This window comes from Sphingobium sp. FG125 (assembly GCF_057809795.1).
The window spans coordinates 16,512-39,336 of the sequence record NZ_JBMDKQ010000018.1 but is presented as its reverse complement, the minus strand read 5'-3'; the positions used below and the strand labels follow the sequence as shown (position 1 = coordinate 39,336).

26 protein-coding genes are annotated in these 22,825 nt (G+C 63.1%); 19 read left to right on the top strand and 7 right to left on the bottom strand.

What is annotated here, in order from left to right:
* Positions 1-654 carry a Tim44/TimA family putative adaptor protein gene (locus ACODSR_RS15985; protein WP_489077631.1) on the bottom strand — a complete coding sequence of 218 codons (654 nt, stop codon included), beginning with the start codon at positions 652-654 and terminating at the stop codon, positions 1-3.
* 182 nt (positions 655-836) lie between these two features.
* Between ACODSR_RS15985 and secB the strand changes: the two genes are divergently transcribed.
* From secB to ACODSR_RS15960, 5 genes are all read left to right on the top strand, one after another.
* On the top strand, positions 837-1,343 hold the full coding sequence (gene secB / locus ACODSR_RS15980; protein ID WP_489077630.1) for a protein-export chaperone SecB: 507 nt from the start codon (positions 837-839) through the stop codon (positions 1,341-1,343).
* Between the two features lie 130 nt (positions 1,344-1,473).
* Positions 1,474-3,060 (top strand): murein biosynthesis integral membrane protein MurJ, encoded by a 1,587-nt coding sequence (murJ, locus tag ACODSR_RS15975; protein ID WP_489077629.1) that lies wholly within the window; start codon positions 1,474-1,476, stop codon positions 3,058-3,060.
* 7 nt (positions 3,061-3,067) lie between these two features.
* Positions 3,068-4,072, top strand: coding sequence for a tryptophan--tRNA ligase (gene trpS, locus ACODSR_RS15970; RefSeq protein WP_489077628.1), 1,005 nt, complete (start codon positions 3,068-3,070; stop codon positions 4,070-4,072).
* A gap of 154 nt (positions 4,073-4,226) precedes the next feature.
* Positions 4,227-4,886: a DUF4136 domain-containing protein gene (locus tag ACODSR_RS15965; protein ID WP_489077627.1), complete on the top strand. Its 660-nt coding sequence runs from the start codon at positions 4,227-4,229 to the stop codon at positions 4,884-4,886.
* Between the two features lie 369 nt (positions 4,887-5,255).
* Positions 5,256-6,488: a dicarboxylate/amino acid:cation symporter gene (locus tag ACODSR_RS15960; RefSeq protein ID WP_489077626.1), complete on the top strand. Its 1,233-nt coding sequence runs from the start codon at positions 5,256-5,258 to the stop codon at positions 6,486-6,488.
* An 85-nt stretch (positions 6,489-6,573) separates the two neighbouring features.
* Here ACODSR_RS15960 and ACODSR_RS15955 read toward each other — a convergent pair whose 3' ends face one another.
* From ACODSR_RS15955 to mutM, 4 genes are all read right to left on the bottom strand, one after another.
* Positions 6,574-7,155, bottom strand: a complete 582-nt coding sequence (locus ACODSR_RS15955) for a peptidylprolyl isomerase (RefSeq protein ID WP_489077625.1) — start codon at positions 7,153-7,155, stop codon at positions 6,574-6,576.
* A 44-nt stretch (positions 7,156-7,199) separates the two neighbouring features.
* Positions 7,200-8,582: a chromosomal replication initiator protein DnaA gene (gene dnaA, locus ACODSR_RS15950; protein WP_489077624.1), complete on the bottom strand. Its 1,383-nt coding sequence runs from the start codon at positions 8,580-8,582 to the stop codon at positions 7,200-7,202.
* A gap of 449 nt (positions 8,583-9,031) precedes the next feature.
* Positions 9,032-9,295, bottom strand: coding sequence for a 30S ribosomal protein S20 (gene rpsT / locus ACODSR_RS15945; protein ID WP_006955720.1), 264 nt, complete (start codon positions 9,293-9,295; stop codon positions 9,032-9,034).
* A gap of 118 nt (positions 9,296-9,413) precedes the next feature.
* Entirely contained in the window at positions 9,414-10,226 is an 813-nt protein-coding gene (gene mutM / locus ACODSR_RS15940; protein WP_489077623.1) for a bifunctional DNA-formamidopyrimidine glycosylase/DNA-(apurinic or apyrimidinic site) lyase, read from the bottom strand.
* 82 nt (positions 10,227-10,308) lie between these two features.
* Here mutM and ACODSR_RS15935 point away from each other — a divergent pair, with 82 nt between their 5' ends.
* The 14 genes from ACODSR_RS15935 (at position 10,309) to ACODSR_RS15870 (ending at position 21,680) form a co-directional block, all read left to right on the top strand.
* Complete coding sequence (locus tag ACODSR_RS15935; RefSeq protein WP_489077622.1) at positions 10,309-11,040, top strand: class I SAM-dependent methyltransferase; 732 nt, start codon at positions 10,309-10,311, stop codon at positions 11,038-11,040.
* Positions 11,041-11,172: 132 nt separating this feature from the next.
* Positions 11,173-12,714 carry a 2-polyprenylphenol 6-hydroxylase gene (gene ubiB, locus ACODSR_RS15930; RefSeq protein ID WP_489077621.1) on the top strand — a complete coding sequence of 514 codons (1,542 nt, stop codon included), beginning with the start codon at positions 11,173-11,175 and terminating at the stop codon, positions 12,712-12,714.
* Entirely contained in the window at positions 12,711-13,007 is a 297-nt protein-coding gene (locus ACODSR_RS15925) for a nucleotidyltransferase family protein (RefSeq protein WP_489077620.1), read from the top strand. The genes ubiB and ACODSR_RS15925 overlap by 4 nt, the downstream gene beginning before the upstream one ends.
* A 5-nt stretch (positions 13,008-13,012) precedes the next feature.
* Positions 13,013-13,354, top strand: a complete 342-nt coding sequence (locus tag ACODSR_RS15920; protein ID WP_489077619.1) for a HepT-like ribonuclease domain-containing protein — start codon at positions 13,013-13,015, stop codon at positions 13,352-13,354.
* Positions 13,351-14,628 (top strand): bifunctional phosphopantothenoylcysteine decarboxylase/phosphopantothenate synthase, encoded by a 1,278-nt coding sequence (locus tag ACODSR_RS15915; RefSeq protein ID WP_489077618.1) that lies wholly within the window; start codon positions 13,351-13,353, stop codon positions 14,626-14,628. The genes ACODSR_RS15920 and ACODSR_RS15915 overlap by 4 nt, the downstream gene beginning before the upstream one ends.
* Positions 14,603-15,058 (top strand): dUTP diphosphatase, encoded by a 456-nt coding sequence (gene dut, locus ACODSR_RS15910; RefSeq protein ID WP_489077617.1) that lies wholly within the window; start codon positions 14,603-14,605, stop codon positions 15,056-15,058. The genes ACODSR_RS15915 and dut overlap by 26 nt, the downstream gene beginning before the upstream one ends.
* Before the next feature lie 5 nt (positions 15,059-15,063).
* A complete protein-coding gene (locus ACODSR_RS15905; protein ID WP_489077616.1) occupies positions 15,064-15,468 on the top strand; it encodes a hypothetical protein in 405 nt (134 codons plus the stop codon).
* Positions 15,465-16,232 (top strand): HesA/MoeB/ThiF family protein, encoded by a 768-nt coding sequence (locus ACODSR_RS15900; protein WP_489077615.1) that lies wholly within the window; start codon positions 15,465-15,467, stop codon positions 16,230-16,232. Before ACODSR_RS15905 ends, ACODSR_RS15900 begins: the two co-directional genes overlap by 4 nt.
* Complete coding sequence (locus ACODSR_RS15895; protein ID WP_489077614.1) at positions 16,220-16,585, top strand: peroxiredoxin; 366 nt, start codon at positions 16,220-16,222, stop codon at positions 16,583-16,585. The genes ACODSR_RS15900 and ACODSR_RS15895 overlap by 13 nt, the downstream gene beginning before the upstream one ends.
* A gap of 113 nt (positions 16,586-16,698) precedes the next feature.
* Positions 16,699-18,687: a threonine--tRNA ligase gene (gene thrS / locus ACODSR_RS15890; RefSeq protein ID WP_489077678.1), complete on the top strand. Its 1,989-nt coding sequence runs from the start codon at positions 16,699-16,701 to the stop codon at positions 18,685-18,687.
* A 129-nt stretch (positions 18,688-18,816) separates the two neighbouring features.
* On the top strand, positions 18,817-19,350 hold the full coding sequence (gene infC, locus ACODSR_RS15885; RefSeq protein ID WP_006955743.1) for a translation initiation factor IF-3: 534 nt from the start codon (positions 18,817-18,819) through the stop codon (positions 19,348-19,350).
* A gap of 478 nt (positions 19,351-19,828) precedes the next feature.
* Entirely contained in the window at positions 19,829-20,629 is an 801-nt protein-coding gene (locus ACODSR_RS15880) for a TIGR04255 family protein (RefSeq protein WP_489077613.1), read from the top strand.
* Positions 20,630-21,232: a hypothetical protein gene (locus ACODSR_RS15875; protein ID WP_489077612.1), complete on the top strand. Its 603-nt coding sequence runs from the start codon at positions 20,630-20,632 to the stop codon at positions 21,230-21,232.
* 88 nt (positions 21,233-21,320) lie between these two features.
* Positions 21,321-21,680, top strand: a complete 360-nt coding sequence (locus ACODSR_RS15870; protein WP_489077611.1) for a hypothetical protein — start codon at positions 21,321-21,323, stop codon at positions 21,678-21,680.
* A 70-nt stretch (positions 21,681-21,750) separates the two neighbouring features.
* On the opposite strand, the gene msrA is transcribed toward ACODSR_RS15870, so the two are convergent.
* Entirely contained in the window at positions 21,751-22,422 is a 672-nt protein-coding gene (gene msrA, locus ACODSR_RS15865; protein ID WP_489077610.1) for a peptide-methionine (S)-S-oxide reductase MsrA, read from the bottom strand.
* Complete coding sequence (locus ACODSR_RS15860; protein ID WP_489077609.1) at positions 22,409-22,561, bottom strand: hypothetical protein; 153 nt, start codon at positions 22,559-22,561, stop codon at positions 22,409-22,411. Before ACODSR_RS15860 ends, msrA begins: the two co-directional genes overlap by 14 nt.
* Positions 22,562-22,825: the final 264 nt, after the last annotated feature.

Sequence of the window (22,825 nt, the reverse complement as noted above, 5' to 3'; positions counted from 1 at the left end):
TCACGCTTCGTCGGTTTCGCTAAGCTTCCAGTTGGGATCGGCGCTGCGAATGTCGCGGGTAAAGGTCCAGATGTCGTTGGTGCCGACCGCGTCGGTCATCGACCCGGCGACGACATTGCCTTCCTTGTCACGGGTGACGGCGGCGATGTCGGCCTCAAACCGCAGCGCGACCTGGGCGATGCGGCCATCGACCGACGCCTCGACAATCTGCGCCTTTTCGATGCGAACCAGCCGGTTGTCGAGGACATGCCCCTCCGCCTCACGGGCAGCGATCGCCTCGTCAAACGAGGCGCGCACATCTTCGTCACACAGCCAGGCCAGCTCATCGCGGTCGCCGCGCCAGAAGGCTTCCAGCACCATGCGATAGGCGCTCTTTGCGCCATCGACGAATTGCGGCACGTCGAAACTGCGGTCGGCGGCGATCAACGCCCGAACACCCATTTCAGCGCCCGGTGCGATCAGTCCATCAGCCAGCCGCACCGAATCGCCCGCCATTTCAGTGGCGGGGCGCGGTTGCAGGACCGTCACCTTGGCGCGGTCCTCCGCCGGGCGCAGCGCAGGCTCCTGTTCGTGCCCGGTCCGCTTGCCGAGAACGGAATAGAGCCGCAGCGCCAGAAAACCGGCGATCATGGCGAGGATGACAATCACATACACGGAAGGCTATACCCTTTGTGTGGGGACAATGTTCCCACCAACATAGGCATGTTTGCACGCAACTTCAAATAAAGGGTTACGCGGCGTGGCATTGCCCTGCCCTTCTGCCCCTGCTAAGCGCGCGGGTCATCGCAAAGGGGGGCTTGCCGCCCGCCGGACAACAGGGAAAGCCAGGACAGACGATGGCCGACGAAGTCGACACCAACTACACCGTGAACACCCAGGTCAATGGCGCCGACACCGCGCCGCAGATCGCGCTGATCAGCCAATATGTGAAGGACCTGTCGTTCGAGAATCCGAACGCACCGGCCTGCTACCAGTGGCCCGACCAGCCGCAGATCGACGTCCAGTTCAACATCGGCGCCGACAAGGTTGGCGAAGAAGTGCTGGAAGTCTCGCTCAAGATCGAAGTGAAGGCCGTCGCGCCACAGGGCACCGCCTTTGCCGTCGAACTGCTCTATGCCGCTTTGTTCGGGATGCGCAACGTGCCGGAGGATCAGGTCCAGCCCTTCATGCTGGCCGAAGCCCCGCGCCTCATCTTCCCCTTCGCCCGCCGGGTGCTGGCCGACGCGATCCGCGACGGTGGCTTCCCGCCGCTGCTGCTCGACCCGATCGATTTTGGCGCGCTCTATTTGCAGCAGGCGCAGGCGATGGAACAGACCGTCGGCGAGCCTGCCGGTCACGCCTGAACGTCATGATACCTCATCCGTTCGCCCTGAGCCTGTCGAAGGGTCCGGCTGAACGAAGTCGAAGCCCCTTCTCTACGTTCAGGGGAGGGCTTCGACTTCGCTCAGCCCGAACGGGATGCGGGATTTTTCCATGGGCCTGCTAAGAGCCACCTCCACCATCGGCGGACTGACGCTGGTCAGCCGGATATTGGGGATGGTGCGCGACATGGCTGTAGCGCGCTTTCTGGGCGCGGGGCTGGCGTCGGACGCCTTTCTGATCGCCTGGCGCCTACCCAACCTGTTCCGCGCCCTCTTTGCCGAGGGTGCCTTTGCCGCCGTGTTCGTGCCGATGTTCAACCGGACGATGGCGGAAGGGGACAAGGACATACCGGGCAGTGGCAAGGCGGTCGCGGTCGCCTTTGCCGGGCAGATTTTGTCGATATTGTTCCCGGTGCTGGTCCTTTTTTCCCTGCTCATGATGCTGCTGGCCGCGCCGGTGGTCTGGGCGATGACCGGGGGCTTCCCCGATGGCGGCCCAGCCAAGTTCGACCTGGCCGTCACGCTGACCCGCATCACCTTTCCCTATCTGGCGCTGATCAGCCTTGTCTCGCTGCTCGGCGGTATATTGAATTCGCTCGACCGTTTCTGGGTCAATGCCGCCGCCCCGGTGCTGCTGAACCTCTGCATGATCGGCGCGGTGGTGTTTTTTCGCGGCGCGACCCCGATCGAGACCGCGCATACGCAGGCGATTGCGGTCACCGTCTCCGGGCTGTTGCAACTATTGTGGCTGATCTGGGCCTGCCGCCGCGCGGGCGTGGTGCTGCGGCTCCAGCGCCCGCGCCTGTCGCCCCAGGTGCGCCGGTTGCTGGCGCTGATCGGCCCGGCGGCGCTGGGCGCGGGCGCGATCCAGTTCAACCTCTTGATCTCCACCAGCCTTGCCGCCCGCTTCCTGCCACAGGGGGCGGTCAGCTATCTTTATTATGCCGACCGGCTGAACCAGTTGCCGCTGGGCCTGATAGGCATTGGCGTTGGCACCGCCATCCTGCCCGCCCTGTCGCGCCAGATCGGGTCGGGCAATGAACAGGCTGCCAGCCATACCCAGAACCGGGCGATGGAGTTGGCGCTGTTCCTGGCCCTCCCCGCCGCCGTCGCGCTATGCCTGTCGGCAACGCCGCTGATCCGCGGGCTGCTCCAGCATGGTGCCTTCACGCCCACCGACACGATCGGCGCGGCTGGCGCACTTGCCGCCTTCGCCTTGGGTGTCCCCGCCTATGTGCTGATCAAGGTGCTGACGCCCGGCTTCTATGCGCGGCAGGACACCAAGACGCCGGTGCGGGTCGCGGTATTCTCCATGCTGTTCAATCTGGTCGGCAACCTCACCCTGATCTGGCCCTTCGGCCATGTCGGCGTGGCGATCTCCACCGCGATTGCCGCCTGGGTCAATGTGCTGATCCTCTACTGGCTGCTCCACCGCCGCGACCAGTTGCGGATGGACGCGCGGTTCCGGGGCAAGGCGCTGCGCATCATCGCCGCCAGCGCGATCATGGGCGGCGCGCTGCTGCTGCTCAATCCGCTGGTCGATCCCTATATGGCGGGCAGCCTGACCCAGCGCGTCATCGCGCTTGGCCTGTTGTGCGGCATTGGCGGTCTGGTCTATGGGGCGGCGGCCCTGATCGTCCGGGCCTATAGTATCAGCGAATTGCGTGGCGCCCTGCGCCGTGCGCCCAAAGCGAGTTAATCGACCCATGCGCGTCCTTTCCGGCATCCAGCCCACCGGCAATCTGCACCTTGGCAATTATCTGGGCGCGATCCGCAACTGGGTGAAGATGCAGGACGAAATGGATGCGGAGAGCGAATGCTTCTTCTTCCTCGCCGACATGCACTCGATCACCGTGCATGAAGGGCGCGAACAGCGAATCCGCAACGTGCGCGACATGGCCGCCGCGCTGGTCGCCGCCGGGATCGACCCCGACCGGTCCGTCCTGTTCAACCAGGCGCGCGTCCCCGCCCATGCGGAACTCTGCTGGTTATTGAACGGCACCGCGCGGATCGGCTGGCTCAACCGCATGACCCAGTTCAAGGACAAGGCGGGCAAGGACCGCGAAGGCGCGTCGGTCGGCCTGTTCGTCTATCCCGTGCTGCAAGCCGCCGACATATTGCTCTATCAGGCGACCCATGTGCCGGTGGGCGAGGACCAGAAACAGCATCTGGAACTGTGCCGCGACATCGCGACCAAGTTCAACACGGATTTCGGCGCAGACGTCTTTACCCTGCCCGCGCCGATCATCCCCAAGGAAAGCGCGCGCATCATGTCGCTGCGCGACGGCACGGCGAAAATGTCCAAGTCCGATCCGTCCGACCTAAGCCGCATCAACCTGACCGACGATGATGATGCGATCATGGCCAAGGTGAAAAAGGCCAAGAGCGATCAGGACATGCTGCCTGAGACAGCCGAAGGGCTGGCGGGACGTCCCGAAGCCGCCAATCTGGTCGGCATATTGGCGACGATGACCGGTCGCACCACCGACGCGGTCTGCGCCGAATTTGCCGGCAAGGGCTTTGGCGCGTTCAAGCCCGTGCTGGGCGAGGTGCTGGTCGAAACGCTGCGCCCGATTCGCGATCGTTTCATGGAGCTGCGCACCGAGGATGCAGCGCTCGACGCGATCCTGGACAAGGGCGCGGCCAAGGCGGCGACGGCGGCAGAACCCACTCTGCGTGCGGCCTATGATGCGATGGGGTTGATGCGCTGACGGGTCTGACCGGTCGGCAACGTCCCTGACCTGACAGAACATGCTTTGCGCCCGTTCGGTTACTTCGTGCGTTCAAATGATGTTCAGTTGCGTTTTGCTATCGCACGGCGCACATAGTTCATTAGGCTCCATGCCTGGTACAGGACGCAGAAAAATGACCCGTTTCAAGAAGTTCGGCATGTTCGCGGCCCCCGCTCTGGCGCTGGCGGCGCTTTCTGGCTGCGCCACCCCGTTCAAGGCAGACGTCGCCCGTTTCCAGCAGCTCCCGGCTCCTGCGGGCCAGAGCTTCACGATCGTCGCGGATAATCCGCAACTGGCTGGCGGCCTTGAATTTTCCCATTATGCCGCACTGGTCGGCCAGCGGCTGAGCCAGACCGGCTATGTCGCGGCCAGCGATCCGGCCAGCGCTGACTTGATCGTCCGTGTCGCCTATGATGTCGACAATGGCCGTGAGAAGATTCGTTCGACCGGCTTTGGCGGTCCCTATGGCGGCTGGGGCGGCGGCTTCGGCCCTGGTGGCTGGGGTGGCCGTTGGGGTCGCCCATGGGGCTATGGCTTTTATGACCCCTGGCTGTTTGGCGGTAGCGGCTTCAATGACGTGTCGAGCTACACCGTCTATACCAGCGACCTCAGCATGAAGATTGATCGCGCCGCCGACAATCGCCGCCTGTTCGAGGGCAAGGCGAGCGCACGGTCGCTGTCCAACAAGCTGACCTATCTGGTCCCCAATCTGATCGACGCGATGTTCACCAACTTCCCCGGCCAGAATGGCGAGGATGTGAAGATCACCCTGCCGCCCGAAAAAAAGGGCTGAGGCAGGCGCAAGTTACGGGGCGGCTCCCAGCCTGACCCGATTGGCCCGGCGATCCAGCGCGATTGTCGGGCCTTCTTTTTTGGCGGGGAGCGTGCCCCTGCCCCCTCTCCCTTGAGGGAGAGGGATGCGCAGACTTGGCAGCTTGCTGCCTAGTCGTAGCTGGGTGAGGGTGTACCAGCCTCCCGGTCGCGCGCGCCTCTAGCGTCGAACCCTCTCATCCAACTGCGCCTAACCTCACTGCGTTCGGTAAGGCTTCATATCCTTCTCCCCATGGGGAGAAGGGACAGAGGCGCATTTTTTCCTGTCCTCTTGGCCACAACAGCCGTTAGCCTGTCCTAGCGCGCCGCCCGCGTGGAGGAAGCAGTGCCTATGTCCTTGACCGTCCGCATCCTGATCGCGCTGCTGCTGGGCTTGGGCTGCGGCATTGCGCTGACCGAATGGGGCGGGGCTTGGGAGGGGGATGCCGTGGCGCTGGCGCAGCCGCTAGGATCGGCCTGGCTCAATGGCCTTCAGATGCCGCTCATCCCGCTGATCTTCGCGCTGCTGGTGACGGGCATCGCGCAGGCCGCCACGACCGCCCGGACCAGCGGTATGGCGGGACGGGCGATCCTTTTGTTCGCCATATTGCTCACCGCGTCGGCCACCGTCGCCGCGCTGGTCGGGCCGCTGATGCTCCATCTGTGGCCGGTGCCGCCCGGCGCGGTCGGCGCGCTGACCGGGGCGGATGGCATATCGGAGGTGCCCGACGTGCGCCCGTCGGCGCAATGGCTGCTGGGCTTCATCCCGACCAATCCGATCCGGTCAGCGGCCGAGGGGCAGGTCGTCGCGGTGGTGCTGTTCGCGCTGATCTTCGGCTTTGCCGTCACCCGGATCGCAGACGCGCGCCGCGTGCAACTGACCGGCCTGTTCGAGGCGCTGGCCGATGCGCTGCTGGTCGTCGTCGGCTGGGTGTTGTGGCTCGCCCCCTTGGGCGTGTTCGCGCTGGCGCTGGTCGCGGGCGCGCGATCGGGGTCGGCGACGGCGGGAGCACTGCTCCATTATATCGGCTTCATCGTGCTGATCTGCGTCATCGTGACGCTGCTGGTCTATCCGCTGGCGGTGCTGCTGGGCCGGATCGCGCCGGGCCGCTTTGCCCGCGCCGTCCTGCCCGCGCAAGCGATCGCCTTCTCGACCCAAAGCTCGATCGCCTCGCTCCCCGCGATGATCCAGGCGAGCGACGGGCCGCTGGAGATACGCGAAACCAGCCGCTCGATCGTCCTGCCGCTTGCCATCTCGCTGTTTCGCATCACCAGCCCGCCCGCCAATCTCGGCGTCGCCCTCTATGTGGCGGCGATGAACGGGGTGGCGCTGGGGCCAACGCAGCTGATCATGGGTGTGCTGGTCGCCGCGATCGTCAGCCTGGCGGCGGTCGGCCTGCCCAGCCAGATCACCTTCTTCACCACCACCGGTCCCATTTGCCTCGCCATGGGCGTACCGGTCGAGGCACTGCCGCTGCTGCTGGCGGTGGAAACGGTGCCGGACATTTTCCGCACCGTCGGCAATGTGACGGCGGATATGGCGGTGGCGCGGATCGTGGATCAACAGGGTGAGGCCAAGGCATAGTTGCGCTGCGCTCCCGCGCAGGCGGGAGCCCAGCTCCGACGCCTGAACTGGGTTCCCGCCTGCGCGGGAACACCGCAGCCCTGAGTTAAGACGCTCGCTGCGCCGTGAGGATCTTCACCGGCGCTTCGAGCATCTGGCCCTTCATCACCCCCTCGCCCGCCGTCGCGGATTTGGGCGCGGCGAGGATGGCTTTCACCACGTCCAGCCCCTCGACCACATGGGCGAACACGGCAAAGCCCTGATTGTCGCCCGCCGCATCCGGGTGCGCATCCATGGCGGGCATCTTGCCCAGCACGATGAAGAAGTCGGCGGTGGCGCTGCCCGGCGCATAGCGGGCCATCGACAGCGCACCGTCGTCATGGGTGAGACCAGTCTGGGTCGTGGGTTCATGCTTGATCGGCGGCAACAGCCGCTTGGGATCATTTTGCGCGCCGCCCTGGACAAAGCCATAGTCCGCCGCGCCGACGCCGCGATAGAAGCTGGTGCCATCGAGGCGCTTGCCATCGACATAGGCCAGGAAATTGGCTGCGGTCACCGGTGCCTTGTCGGCATGGACCGCCACGATGATTCGCCCGGCGCTGGTGTCGATCGCAACGCGCACGTCGCCCTGCGCCATGGCTGGCAAGGGCAGGAGGAGGGTGAGGAGGAGAAGCAGGGCGCGAATCATGCGCCTAGCCTAGCTCCTCCAATGCCGGACGCCAGAGCGTTTGATCACCCCTCCAGCTGGCGCAGCAGCGCGCGCACGTCGGCGTCGATGTCCGGGTTGCTCTCGCGCAGCCCCTCGATCGTGCGGACGGCGTGGATGACGGTGCTGTGGTCGCGCCCGCCGAATATGCGGCCGATTTCGGGCAGGGAACGCGGTGTCATCTTCTTGGCCAGATACATGGCGACCTGCCGCGGGCGGGCGACGGCGCGGGCGCGACGCTTCGAGCGCATTTCCGAGGCGTCAATCTTGTAATGAGCGGCGCAGACCTTCTGGATTTCATCGACGGTGATGCGCCGGGCATTGGCGCGCACCGCGTCGGCCAGCATCCCCTGCGCAAAATCCAGGTCGATCGCACGCCCGGTCAGCTGGCCATAGGCGACCAGCTTGTTGAACGCGCCTTCCAACTCGCGGACGTTCGATCGAATCGAGCGGGCGAGGAAATCGATCACCGCGTCTGGCACCGGCGGATCGCCCGCAACGGCCCGCTTGGCTTCCAATATGGCAAGGCGCAGGTCGAGATCGGCGGGCAATATGTCGGCGACCAGCCCGCCCGCGAGGCGCGAGAGGATGCGCGCGTCGATCGATTCCAATCGCTGGGGCGGACGATCGGCGGTGACGACGATGCGCGCGCCCGAATCGATCAGGTCATTGATCGTGTGGAGAAATTCCTCCTGCGTCGATCCCTTGCCCGCGATGAACTGAATATCGTCGATCAGCAGCAGCCGGGCGGCGCGCAGCCGCGCCTTGAACGCCATCGTCTCATTGGCGCGCATCGCGTTCACAAATTCCATCATGAAACGCTCTGCCGACATGTAGAGAACCGGCGCTGCGGGCGCATGGTCGGAAAAGGCGCGGGCAATGGCATGGAGCAGATGGGTCTTGCCCTGCCCCGTGCCGCCATGGATGAAGAGAGGGCTGAACCGGGGTTCGGCCTCCCCCGCCATCGCCAGCGCTGCCGAGCAGGCGAGCCGGTTGCTGTCACCGGTGACAAAATCGGCAAAGCCATGGCGCGGCTGGAAATTGGAGGCAACCGGCTGCGGCGCAGGAGCAGCGACCGGTTCGACATGGACGACTTCGAGCAGGCGTGGTCCGGTCGCATCGGCCGCGCGATGCAGGCGGACGTCGCGCACGCCGACATTGGCCGCGCGCCACGCCATGCGCAGCCGGTCGCCAAATTGGCCGGACACGAAATTGGCGCTGAAATCCGTGGCGACGAGCAGGTCAAGTGTCTGCGATTCGGGGCAATAGTCGCCCAGCCGCACGGGCTTTAACCATTGGTCGAACATGCGCGCGCCAATGTCGCGGCGCAGCCCGGCGCGGATAGCGGCCCAGGCGGCCTCAAGGCTGGAATCAGCCTGGCTCCCCTCTCCATCCTGCCAAGCTGTCACAACGCATGATCCTTCATAGACTTCGCCGACCCTACCCGCTGCCCCCCGGTTATGGGCAGGAAAAAATACGCACGACACCCGATCGGAAAAGCCCCCGCTTTACCGAGTATGATGCGTCAACCAGTCACATGACGACCGCCCACAGGTGATTCGATGGCGGCCGGATTTCAAAAATAGACAGGGGTGCAGGGTGGGATCAAGGGCGCGGGCATTCAAAAAAATGAAATAAAGCCGTTGACTCGGCAAACCCACGGAAAATGAAGGACAATGAAATTATCATTATTTTTGAATGACTTACTCAATCGTTACGATGCTGCACTGCGTCGAATCGCGGGAAATGCGCGTGTCTGCATTATGACTGGCCTGTGACCGACGCTGACGGAACGACAAAAAGCCCGCCCCGACGATCGGGGCGGGCCTTGTCTGTGCCGAAACTGACCCGGAAGGGTTCAGGCGAGTGCGCTGACAGCCTTGGTCAGGCGGCCGAACTTACGCGCAGCAGTATTCTTGTGCAGCACGCCACGGGCGACACCGCGCGCCAGCTCAGGCTGCACGGTCTGCAGCGCGGTAGCGGCGGCTTCCTTGTCACCGGTGGCAAGCGCGGCTTCCACCTTCTTCACCAGCGTGCGGATCCGGCTGATGCGGGCGCCATTGATGGCAGCGCGACGTTCGTTGCGGCGGATGCGCTTCTTGGCTTGCGGCGTATTGGCCATTTAGAGTCCTCGGTTCTCGTCAATATATGAAAAGAGACCAGTCGGACTCGCCAACCCGCCTCGTGAAGGTGCGCGCCTTACAGCGGTTCATTCCGGTCGTCAACCGGTCGGCAGCATCCTACTTCTGGCATTTCGGGCAGAAAAAGGTCGATCGACCGCCATCCACCCGGCGCTGCACCGTGCCGCCGCACGGGCATATCTCCCCTTCGCGGCCATAGACACGCCATTGTTTGGAAAAATAGCCCAGTTCCCCGTCCGGCCGCGCATAATCGCGCAGCGTCGATCCCCCCGCGACGATGGCAGCGGCCAGCACTTCCCGAATCGCATCGACCAGCAGGGTCAGGCGCGGGCGGCTGATCTTGCCCGCCGCGCGAGTGGGGGCGATGCCCGCCATGTTGAGCGCTTCACACACATAGATATTGCCCAGCCCCGCGACGATTCGCTGGTCGAGCAGCGCCGCCTTGATCGACGTCGCCTTGCCCGCCAGCGCGCGCGCCAATGCCGCGGCGTCGAAATCCGGGCCGAGCGGCTCCGGTCCCATCCGGGTGAAGGGGCTATAAGCTTCCCAAGCATCGCTGCGCACCAGATCGACCGAACCGAAGCGGCGCGGATCGTTGAGCGCCAGCAACCGCCCGGCCCCGGTCTCCAGGATCAGATGGTCGTGGGTACCAATCTCGGTCGGGTCGACCCGCCAGCGCCCCGACATGCCGAGGTGAAATATCATCATGTCGCCCCGGTCGGTAGCGATCAGCCCATATTTTGCGCGACGGGTCAGCGCCGTCACGGTCGCCCCCGTCAGCCGCTGGCGCAGATCGACGGGAATGGGAAAGCGCAGGTCCGCGCGGCGCGGCTCGACACGGGCAAGGACCGCGCCCTCCAGCACGGATCGCAGCCCCGCCACGGTGGTTTCGACTTCGGGAAGCTCTGGCATAAGGACCATCTAGGCAAAGCCGTTGCCAATTCCCAGCTTCTTGGCTGGAACGACGCGCAATCTCTGTCTAGAGGATCATCCCATGAGCGAAACAGCATCCTTTGGCTATCGGGACGTCGATGCCGCTGAAAAACAGGGCATGGTCCGTGAGGTCTTTTCCAACGTCGCGGCCAAATATGACCTGATGAACGACGCCATGTCGATGGGCGCGCACCGGCTGTGGAAGGACCAGTTCGTCAGCCGGGTCAAACCCCGGTCGGGCGAGGCGATCCTGGACATGGCCGGCGGCACCGGCGACATCGCCTTTCGGATGCACAAGCAGGGCGCCAACGTCACCGTGTCGGACATCAACCCGCAAATGCTCGGCGTGGGCATGGAGCGGGCGAAGAAAAAGGGTCTGGACGGCCTGCTCTGGTCGGAACAAAATGCCGAGGAACTGACCTTTTCCGACCGCAGCTTCGACGCCTATACGATCGCCTTTGGCATCCGCAACGTCACCCATATCGACAAGGCGCTGGCGCAGGCGCACCGGGTGCTGAAGTTCGGCGGGCGCTTCTTCTGCCTGGAATTTTCAACGACGACATGGCCGGGCTTTTCGGACGTCTATGACGTCTATTCGCACAAATTGGTCCCGCAATTGGGCAAGCTGTTCGCCAATGATGCCGACAGCTACCGCTATCTGATCGAATCGATCCGCCGCTTCCCGCCCATGCCCCAGTTTGAAGGCATGATCCGCGACGCCGGATTCGTGAATACGAAGGTCGAGCCGATATTGGGCGGGCTGGTGGCGATCCATTCAGGCTGGAAGATTTGATGGGCGTTCCAAAAAAGCCCCTCCCCTTCAGGGGAGGGGTTGGGGTGGGGCGTCGCGTCCCAAATCAACATCTCCATTTGCGGCACGGCCCCACCCCCGGCCCCTCCCCTAAAGAGGAGGGGAGCAAATAATATGACCTCTCACCTTGTCCACAGCCTCCGTTTACTAAAGTGGGGACGCACGCTCGCGCGTCATGGCGCTTTGATGGGGATAGAACGAGATCCACTTACTCCTGCATTGATCCGTCGCATTGCGCGCATCCTTCGCTTCGGCGCGCGCGTGCCCAAACAGCCCCGCTATGCCGATGCCTTCCAGTCGATCGGCCCGGCCGCGATCAAGCTGGGCCAGACGCTGGCGACCCGGCCTGATCTTGTGGGCGATGCTGCCGCGCTCGACCTGTTGCGCTTGCAGGACGCCCTGCCGCCTGTTCCCTTCGCCACGATCCGGGCGGAGATAGAGGCGAGTTTCGGCAAGCCGCTGGAACAGATTTACGCCCGGTTCGACGAGGTGCCGGTCGGCGCGGCGTCGATCGCGCAGGTCCATCGCGCGCGCACCAGCGACGGGCGCGATGTTGCGGTCAAGGTGATCCGCCCCGGCGTGACCGAACAGTTCAATCGCGATATCGCGACCTATGAATGGGCCGCCGCCCATGTCGAGCAATTGGGCGGCGAAATCGCCCGGCTGCGCCCGCGCATGGTCATCGCCAATATGAAGCGCTGGACCGCGCGCGAACTGGATCTGCGGCGGGAAGCCGCGTCCGCGTCCGAACTGGCCGAAGCGATGGTCGCAGAACCCGGCTATCGCGTCCCCGCCATCGACTGGGACCGCACGACCGGCAAGGTCATGACGATGGCCTGGATCGACGGCATCAAGATCAGCGACCGGGACGCGCTGATCGCGGCGGGGCATGACCTGCCCGCCATCGCCGCCCGCCTTGTCAACGCCTTCCTGCGCCAGGCGATTGCGGAGGGTTTCTTCCACGCCGACATGCACCAGGGCAATTTGTTCGTCTGCCCCGACGGTGACATTGTCGCGATCGATTTCGGCATCATGGGGCGGATCGACCGGCGCGCGCGCATGTGGCTGGCGGAGATTCTTTACGGCCTGATCACCGGCAACTACAAGCGCGTCGCCGAGATTCACTTCGAGGCGCAATATGTACCCGCCCATCATAATGTCGCCGAATTCGCGACCGCCCTGCGCGCGGTGGGCGAACCGATGCGCGGCAAGCCAGTGCGCGAATTGTCGGTCGGCGGGATGTTGGACGGCCTGTTCGCCATCACCCGCGATTTCGACATGCAGACCCAGCCGCACCTGCTGCTGCTGCAAAAGACGATGGTGATGGTCGAGGGGGTCGCGACCTCGCTCGACCCCGACATCAACCTGTGGGAAACCAGCGGCCCCTATGTGAAGGGCTGGCTACGCGACGAACTGGGACCCGAAGCCAAGGCCGCCGACACGCTGATCGAAAATTGGCGGACGTTGCAGCGACTGCCCGCGCTGGTCCGCCGGATCGAAGACGCTTTCCCGGAAAAAGGCGGTGCCCCACCCCCGCCGCCGCTCAGCGAAGTAAAGCTGATCCGCGTGGGCGGCGGCTGGCGCTACGCGCTGGTAGCGGCGTTGGCTGCGGCGGCTGGCGTTGGGGCGACATTGCTATTATCTTCATCGCTATGACCCGCGAAGAAGCCATTGCCCGGATCAAACCACATGAGGCGGAACTGCGTGCGGCGGGGATCACTTCGCTCGCCCTGTTCGGATCGGTCGCGCGCGGGGATGCGCGTGCGGATTCGGACGTGGATCTTATGTGCGAGATCGACAAGGCGCGCGTTCACGACTTGCTTGATTTTATTGGTATTCAGTTGCGGCTGAAAGATATTGTCGGTCAGCAGGTGGATCTGGTCCAGCAAGCGTTCATGCGCCCCCGGATAGCGCAAGATGCGGCAAAAGATCAGATTCGCGTATTCTGATGCGGATGACTGATCGTAATGCCAACCGGCTGGAACTCATCCTGCAATTGATCGCCGATATTGAGCGGCGGCTGGCGACGATGACGATCGAAATGTTCCTGGCCGACCGAGACGAACGTGACCTGACAGCCTATCGCCTCGCGACGATCGGTGAGGAAACAAGGCAGCTTTCCGACGCGCTGAAGAATCGTCACGATCTGCCCTGGATTCAAATCTATGGAATGCGCAATGTCGTTTTCCATGACTATGTAAGCGTTGACCCTGATCTCATTTGGGGCGTTGCCAAAAACCGCCTAGCAGCTCTTAAAGCCATGTGCCGCGCCGAACTGGACCTACACCCCCAATGACCCCTCGCATCCTCCTCATCATCTCCGGCGGCATCGCGGCGTATAAATCGCTCGAACTCGTCCGCCTGCTGCGCAAGCGCGGGATGAGCGTGCGGGCGGTGCTGACGCAATCCGCGCAGGAATTCGTGACGCCGCTGAGCCTTGGTGTTCTCACCGAAAATCCGGTCTTTACCGACCTGTTCAACCTGAAGGACGAACAGGAAATCGGCCATATCCAGCTCAGCCGTCAGGCCGATCTGGTCGTGGTCGCGCCCGCCACCGCCAACATATTGGCGAAGATGGCGAACGGCATCGCCGATGATCTGGCCACCACATTGCTGCTGGCGACCGACAAGCCGGTGCTGGCGGTCCCCGCGATGAACGTGCGCATGTGGCACCATCGCGCGACCCAGCGCAATCTGGAGCGGCTCCATGCCGATGGCGTCCACATCATGACGCCCGACGATGGCGAGATGGCGTGCGGCGAATATGGCACCGGACGGCTGCCCGAACCCGCTGCGATATTGGCGGAGGTGGAGCGGTTGCTCGCCCTGCCCAAGGGGAGTGATCCGCTGGCGGGGCAGCCGGATTTTGCGGAGGGTGCGCAGCGTTTCTCGACTTCGCTCGAAACGAACGGAGTTAGTTTGGCCGGGCGGCATATCCTCATCACCGCCGGTCCGACGCATGAGCCGATCGACCCGGTGCGCTACATCGCCAATCGCTCGTCGGGCAAGCAGGGCTTCGCCATCGCCGCCGCCGCCGCGCGGGCGGGGGCGCGCGTAACGCTGGTCGCCGGGCCGGTGCATCTGCCCACACCCGACGGCGTCACCCGCATCGACGTGCAAACCGCGCGCGATATGCTGGCCGCCGTCGAAAGCGCGCTGCCCGCCGACGCCGCGATCATGGTCGCCGCCGTCGCCGACTGGCGCACCGCCGATGCCGCCGACCAGAAGCTCAAGAAGGACGGTTCCGGCCAGCCCGCCCCGCTCACGCTGGTCGAAAACCCGGACATTCTCGCAACGCTCGGCCACCACACCCAGCGCCCCGCCCTGCTCATCGGCTTTGCCGCCGAAACCCAGAATATCGCTGGTCATGCGCAGGCCAAGCTGGCGCGCAAGGGGGCCGACTGGATCGTCGCCAATGACGTATCGGGCGACGTGATGGGCGGCGACAGCAACGCCGTGCAGATCGTCACCGCGTCCGGCATCGAAACCTGGCCTGCCCTGCCCAAGGGTCAGGTCGCTGACAAACTTATCGCAAAGGTCGCCGATGCCCTCTCCGCTCACTCCGATTGATATCCAGCTCAAGCGCCTGCCCCATGGCGCAGGCCTGCCCGTCCCCGCCTATGCCACCGCCCATGCGGCGGGCATGGATGTGGTGGCGGCGGAGGAACTGGTGCTGCAACCGGGTGGCCGTCATGCCGTCGCCACCGGCTTTGCGATGGCGATACCGGAAGGCTATGAGGTGCAGGTGCGGCCCCGCTCCGGCCTGGCGCTCAAACATGGCATCAGCCTGCCCAACACCCCCGGCACGATCGACGCCGATTATCGCGGCGAATTGAAAATCATCCTCATCAATCTGGGCGACGCCCCCTTCCCGATCCAGCGCGGCGACCGCATCGCCCAGCTGGTCGTCGCCCCGGTGCAGCTTGCCAGCTTCATAGAGGTCGATATGCTGGACGATACCGCGCGGGGACAGGGCGGCTTTGGTTCGACAGGAGTGTAACGGCAATGACGATCCTGCTTTCGCTGATGCTCGCCGCAGCCCCGGTGACAGGCACCACGCCACCCATGCCGCAGGATTTATCCACCGTACCCGTCATCAACGGCTGGCTGGGCCGCAAGATTTCGCCGCGCTGGTCGGAGGATGTGGCCAAACTCTATCGTCGTGGTGAGTGTAGCGGCGCGGTCCCCTATGAAGGCTCGCGCCTGCTGGAAATCGACATGCTGTTCCTGCTGGCGGGCGATGGCACGGTCCTGAAAGTTGCCCCGGTCAATGCACGCTGCCCCGGCGTGGAGAAATTCGTGAGCGGTCGCATATTGGGCACGTTGCGCAAAAGCTTCCCCAAGAGCGGCAGCGCCGAACCGCGCTGGATGCGCTCGCAGGTACGCTTCCTCTGGTCCGACGCGCCATGACGCTGAGCGATGATCAGCTGGAGCGCTATGCCCGCCATATCGTGCTGAAGGAAATCGGCGGCGCGGGGCAGGCGCGGCTCTTGTCCGCCGATGTCGCGGTGATCGGCGCGGGCGGCATTGGCAGCCCGGCAATCCTCTATCTCGCCGCCGCAGGGGTCGGCACCATCCGCGTGATCGACGATGATGCGGTCGCGCTGTCCAACCTGCAACGGCAGGTCATGTTCGGCACGGCGGACGTCGGCGCGCCCAAGGCAGAAGTCGCGATGGCGGCGGTCGCGCGGCTGAACCCGGACGTCAAGCTGATCCCGATCAACGCGCGGATCGACGCGGACAATGCCGCGCTGATGCTGCGCGATGCCGACGCGGTGCTGGACGGCAGCGACAGTTTCACCACCCGGCTGGCGGTCGCCGACGCGGCGCAGCGGCTGCGCATCCCGCTCGTGTCGGCAGCGGTCGGGCCATTTGAAGGGCAGATCGCCACCTATCGCGGCTGGGAAGCGGACAAGCCCTGCTATCGCTGCCTGGTCGGTGCGCCCCAGGATGCGCCCGAACGCAATTGCGCCGAAACCGGCGTCATCGGCGCACTCACCGGCGCGATGGGCAGCCTCGCCGCGCTGGAAGTGATCCGTGCACTGGTGCCGTTCGGCGCGGACATGGCGGGGCGGCTGCTGATCGCCGATCTTCTGTCCATGCGTTTCCGCACGTTGGACGTCCCCAAAGACCCCGCCTGCCCGGCCTGCGCCGTGGAACTATGCGTCCCTTAAGGATTATCATCACCACCGCTGACGCCGAACGCCTGCGCGGCGCGCTGGTGCTGGCCGGTGCGCAGGCGGCGCTGGGCGGAGCCGCAGCGCTGTTCCTGCAACTCGATGCCGTCGCCCTGCTCCGCGCACCCATCACCGCGCCACAGGACGCAGCACACTGCGCGGCTGGACTGCCGGACCTTGCCACATTGCTGACCGAAGCACAGGCGCTAGGCGTCACGATCAACGCCTGCCAGAGCGGGCTTACGCTGTGTGGCATGACGGCGGATGCCCTGCCGCCGGGCGTCGATGTCGGCGGGCCTGTGGGCTTCATGCAGGCGACCGGCGATGAGGCGCGGTTGCTGATCGTCTGACGGCTTCCGGCAACGCCCCTTCCCTTGACAGGCCAGACCGCCCATTTATGGGGAAGGCGCGGCAATTCTGACCGCGCTACGCTTCGCCTTTCAAGGGAAATCCTGTGTCCGCCATGCTCAAAATCACTCTGCCCGACGGTAACGTGCGCGAAGTCGCGCCCGGCACTACCCCGGCGGATATTGCAGCGGCGATCGGGCCGGGGCTGGCCAAGGCGGCGATTGCGGCGCGGGTCGATGGCGAGTTGCGCGATATCAACCGCCCGCTGGAGCGGGACGCGACGCTGGCGCTGGTGACGGCGAAGGATGAGGCCGACGCGCTCGAACTGGCGCGGCACGATTTCGCGCATGTCTTGGCCGAAGCGGTGCAGGCGCTGTTCCCCGGCACGCAGATCACCTTTGGCCCGTCCACCGACGACGGCTTCTATTACGACTTCGCGCCCAACCCCGAACGCGGCCCCTTCACCGATGAGGACCTGCCCGCGATCGAGGCGAAAATGCGCGAGATCATCGCCGCCAACAAGCCGCTGCGCCGCGAAGTCATCGCCCGCGACACGCTGATCGCGCAGTGGCAGGCGGCGGGCGAGACGTTCAAGGCGCAGTGGGCCGCTGAACTGCCGCAGGGCGAGGAACTGACCGTCTATCATAGCGGTGACGGCTGGTATGATATGTGCCGTGGCCCGCATCTCGCCTCGACCGGACGGCTCGATCCGGCGGCGTTCAAGCTGACGCGCGTGTCGGGTGCCTATTGGCGCGGCGACCAGAATAACGCGATGCTATCCCGCATCTACGGCACTGGCTGGCTCAATAAGAAACAGCTGGCCGAACATCTGACGCGCCTCGAAGAAGCCGCCAAGCGCGACCATCGCAAGCTGGGCGCGGAGATGGACCTGTTCCACCTTCAGGCCGAAGCCCATGGCAGCGTATTCTGGCACCCCAAGGGTTACCTGATCTGGCGTCAGCTGGAGGCCTATATGCGCCGCGCGATCGACGATGCGGGCTATCGTGAGGTCAAGACGCCGCAGGTGATGGACGCCCGCCAGTGGGAAACGTCCGGCCATTGGGGCAAATATCGCGAAAATATGTTCGTGATCCCCGACGAAGTGCCAAACGTGGACGATGAAGGCCCGCTGGTGTCGGACGATGCCGACTGGATGGCCTTGAAGCCCATGAACTGCCCGGCGCATGTGCTGATTTTCCGTCAGGGGATCAAAAGCTATCGCGACCTGCCGCTGCGCCTCTACGAAAATGGCTGCTGCCACCGCAACGAGCCGCATGGCGCGCTGCACGGGCTGATGCGGGTGCGGCAATTCACGCAGGATGATGCGCATATCTTCTGCCGTGAGGACCAGATTGTCGAGGAAGTCCGCGCCTTCTGCGCGCTGGCCGACCGCATCTACAAGGATTTCGGCTTCACCTACTCGATCAAGCTGGCCCTGCGCCCCGAAAAGCGCTTCGGCAGCGAAGAGATGTGGGACAAGGCGGAAAATGAACTGCGCGCCGCCGTCGCCGCTGCGGGCCTCAACACGCCGGAATTTGGCTGGGAGGAACTGCCGGGCGAAGGCGCTTTCTACGCGCCCAAGCTGGAATGGCACCTGACCGACGCGATCGGCCGCACCTGGCAGGTCGGCACGATCCAGTCGGACCGCGTCCTGCCCGAACGACTCGACGCCAGCTATGTGGGCGAAGATGGCGAGCGCCACCGCCCCGTCATGCTCCACCGCGCCATCTTTGGCAGCTATGAACGCTTCATCGGCATATTGATCGAACATTATGCCGGGCGCTTCCCGGCCTGGCTCGCCCCGGTGCAGGCCGTCGTCGCGACCATCGTGTCGGACGCGGATGAGTATGCGGGCGAGGTGCTGGCGAAGCTGCGCGCGGCGGGCATCCGCGCCGAAGCGGACCTGCGCAACGAGAAGATCAATTACAAGGTGCGCGAACATAGCCTGGCCAAAGTCCCCAATCTGCTGGTCGTGGGCCGGCGGGAGGCGGAGGAAGGCAAGGTCGCGCTGCGCGTGCTGGGCAGCGACGGGCAGAGCTTCCTTTCGCTCGATGAAGCGATTTCCCGGCTTGCAAATGAAGCCCGCGCACCCGATATGCTGTAGCGGCAGCAATGCCACAGGGTTCGTGATTCCTTGACTGAGGATCACGGACCCCTTTGCGCTTTGCCAAAAAGCCGCTAAGAGCCACTCGTTTTTGCAACGACCATAGGAGATACTGCTATACGTCCCCCAATGATGCGCCGCCCGCTGGCGCCGCCGCCGAAATCCGGCCCTCGCTACAATGAATTCATCACGGTCCCCAAAGTCCGCGTGATTGACGGGGAAGGCGAGAATCTGGGTGTGATGTTTACGCAGGAAGCGATCGAACAGGCAGCCGATGTCGGCCTCGACCTGGTCGAAGTGTCGCCGACCGCGGACCCGCCGGTCTGCAAATTTCTGGACATCGGCAAATATAAGTACGAAGCCCAGAAAAAGGCGAACATCGCCCGCAAGACGCAAAAGACGCAGGAACTCAAAGAGATCAAGATGCGTCCGAACATCGACGATCATGACTATGATACGAAGATGAAGAAGGTGCATGACTTCATCGGCGACGGCGACAAGGTGAAGATCACCCTGCGCTTCCGTGGCCGCGAACTCAGCCACCAGCAACTCGGCATGGCCCTGCTCCAGCGCGTCGCGGAAAATGTCGCCGAAGTCGCCAAGGTCGAAGCCTATCCCCGCATGGAAGGCCGCCAGATGCTGATGGTGCTGGCACCGAAATAAGCGCGGCGTTGCCGGGTTTAGAGATATAAGAGGGCGGTGCCGGGAGGTGCCGCCCTTTTTCGTTGTGGGTGGCGCTGATCCGGGTGGCTGGAAATAGGAAATGCAGGGCTTAACTTCGCGTATTTCCCGGTGAGTCGGACATATGATTTCCTGTACTGGTAATTTTATTGCGTGCCGAGATGGGCGCGGCGATTAACGGTGGAAAGAGCCAAGGCGACCTTAGCAAAGGGGTGGGGTTGTAGGACAGTCGTTGGGTGGCGGGTGTTTCAATCGGCCGCGCATTGCCGCTTTGCGCCAAAATCGGTCATTGACGTTTGGGCATCGGTTTTCCTAAAGTCGAGTCTCGGTAGGCTCCTTCCTGATGGCAGCAAGTCCATCGCGTAGGCACTTCACGCGCATTCTTTCAATCGTCATCGCGCAGTGATAGGGCGTAGTAAAATGTGGGGGGCGATTTCAGTCCGTATGCAGAGTGCACGCAATGCCATTTAAGCCAATCGGTGAGCGGCACGCTATCCAAGAAGTCGTGTTCATTGTCGGGTTCGTCCGCAATTTTACACCTGACGAGCTTGAACGCGTCGTTGCGCATCATTTACTTTGGAAGTCGGACCTCCCGAAACTGGAACGCATGAACGTGATCCAGATCGCGTTTGGCGATGAACTGCCCGATCAACCACCACAGCTTGCAGGACCGGCGGTATTCAAGTCCTTCAAGCGTGATGGCTCCGTGGATTGGCAACTGCAAGTTCGTGATAGTTGGCTTGCGGTTAACTGCCTAAGCTACTCTCGATGGGATGCGGTGTCTCGCCAAGCGAAGTCACTGCTGGAGAAGGTGCTGGGACTCGTAATTGACGAAAGCAATCTGCTATCCCACATTAGCCTCCAATATATCGACACTTTCGTCTGGGATGGCGACGCGCAGGAATATGATATCGATCTTTTGGTCAATCGCAGTTCGGGTTTTTACGCAGACGGGTTTCGGCCAGCTTCAAAGTCTTGGCACTATCATCAAGGCGAGTTTGAATTTCCCGAAACCGAGCCAACTCACCGAATCTTAAAGCGCATCCACTTGGATGCGACCGAAGACGAGGCAGGTGCGAAGGTTAAGATCGACACAGTTTTGCGAACAGACTTTAAGAACAGCGTTTCGCCAACAATAGACGGTGTCAGAGGTTTGGTGGATCGAACGCTCAATGATCTCCATGCCAAGAACAAGACCATACTTGCGACGTTGATCAATCAGAGCGTGCAGGATAAGATTTCGCTCAATAAGGAGGCATAAGTGGAAGTGAGTGTCACAACTGCATATGCTGACGATATCGACAACTGGTCGATTTCGTCTTTGCCAAGCTTAGAACATTCAATTCACAAGCCCGCCCGACCGAGAGTGTCATACTTCGCCGGAGCAGCAATTCTTGCGGCCACTTCTACGCTGTCTCCCGCTGTCCATGCCGCCGACAAAGAGCCGCCAATCTATGCGATCAGCAATGGCGGCTACTTTCAGGATGAGCGGGCTTTGCTCATTGACGAATTGCGCCAATACGAACAGCTAGAAAGTGGCTGGGACGGCGCAGACGATGATATTGCGCCTTCGCGTGTGGCAATCGATGAAGCCATTCATTTCGTTGAAAACCTTCCGCCGTTCGTTGACCTGCCTGAACCAATGGTTTCAAGTGACGGCCAGGTAGGATTCTTCTGGCACGACGCGAATATATATCTCGATATTGGATTCAGGGGGCAGGGCGAGTGCACTTTCTTCGGCAAGTTTGGCGACTTGAAGATCAAAGGCAAAGAGGCTGTCAACGGGTCCGAGCCCGTTCCTGCAAGCGTTTTGCGGTTTCTCGCACAGGTGGATCATCTCGATGAGGTGCTCATGCGAAGCTGAGGCGCGCGGTCCACATGGGCCGGTTGCCGATAGCGAACCGCTTTACCGAGCCGCGTTCTCACCCAATCACCTTGATAAGAAGGGCCGGTTGAAACCGTCGGTGTTTCCGCCGTCGCACATCGCCAACAAAGGCCTGTCTTTAGTACGAACGCAGAAAGTCGATGAATCGGCTTTGGCAGATTTCTGCCACTCTTTGTCCGCCATGCAAGAGGGGCGGCAGTGGTGCGGTGGGTTTCAGTTCTCATGCTCGATCCTCCGCAATATCCAAGACGAGGATGGTCGTCTCATCTGTGTCTTCGATGATCCGACAAAAGCTGAGAATGGTGTGCCTGCAAATGACGCCCATGCGATAGCAGTCTCATACGATGGGGCGATGAGCGACGAGGACGCTATGGAGGTTCGAGCCACGATTATTGAAAATGCGGAACAGATTCTACTGGCGAAGTAGGTTCGGACTGAATGTCCGGTTAGGCGTCCCAATGAACAGAGCTGGACAGTCATCCGCTCCCCCCACCACCTCAGGCCGACGGCTTGTCCCGATACAGCGCCGGGAACATCGCCTTGAACGCCGCCAGCTTGGGTGCGTCCCAGCGCAATATGTAGGGATGGCGCGGGTTCTTCATCATGAAGTCCTGATGGTCGGTCCCGGCGTCCTGGAAGCCGGTGAAGCGCTCCACCTTCGTCACCACCGGGTCGCGCCACAGGCCTGCCTTGTTCAGTTGCGCCAGATAGGCCGTGGCCGCCTTGCCCTGCTCGGCGTTCAGCGGGAAGAGCGCGCTGCGATATTGGGTGCCATGGTCTGGTCCCTGATAGTTGAGCGTCGTGGGATCGGCGATCACCGAGAAGAAGATGCGCAGCAGCGTGGCGTAGCTGACCTGTTTGGGGTCGTAGGTGACGCGGACGGCTTCGGCGAAACCGGTGTCGCCGCCGCTCACCATCTCATAATCGACGCGGCGGTTGCTGGGGCCACCGGCAAAGCCGGACTTGACCAGATGGACGCCCTTCACATGGGAAAAAACGCCCTCCACGCCCCAATAGCAGCCACCGGCAAAGACGGCGGTTTCCAGCTTGCGGGTGGGTGCGGCGTCGATGGTGGCGACAGGGGCGAGGACCGGGCGCTCGGCGCGCGCCGGGGACGCGACGGCAAGCGCCGCGAAAATGGCAAGGCTGATGCCGTCAGAGCGCCGCATGATCGATGCCGGTCGCGGCAATCGCGGGGGAACTGAGGATCGGCTGTTCATCGGGCTGGAGCATGACCATGCCGACGGCGCCGATCGCAAACCCGCCCAGAAAGCGCAGGAACAATTCGGATTTCAAAAACGCCATCATGGCCTGTGCCTTTCTTATTCTTTGGTTTCGGCGGTTCGGGCCGATCGGTTACACCCCGCTGTCTTGCCCCTTGCTGAATATCGCGCCGCATGGGTGCGGCATTCGACAAAGCCAAGGAACAGAACGACGAACGGGGTGCTGCCTTAAATCAGTTTCACTATGCAACGTGCATATAGAGCCTCCCGCGCTGTCTGCAAGACGGCGCGGGTGGAAAAGGACCGTTTCTGTTTTGGGAATTGGGGGAAGCGTGTGGACACCCCGCCC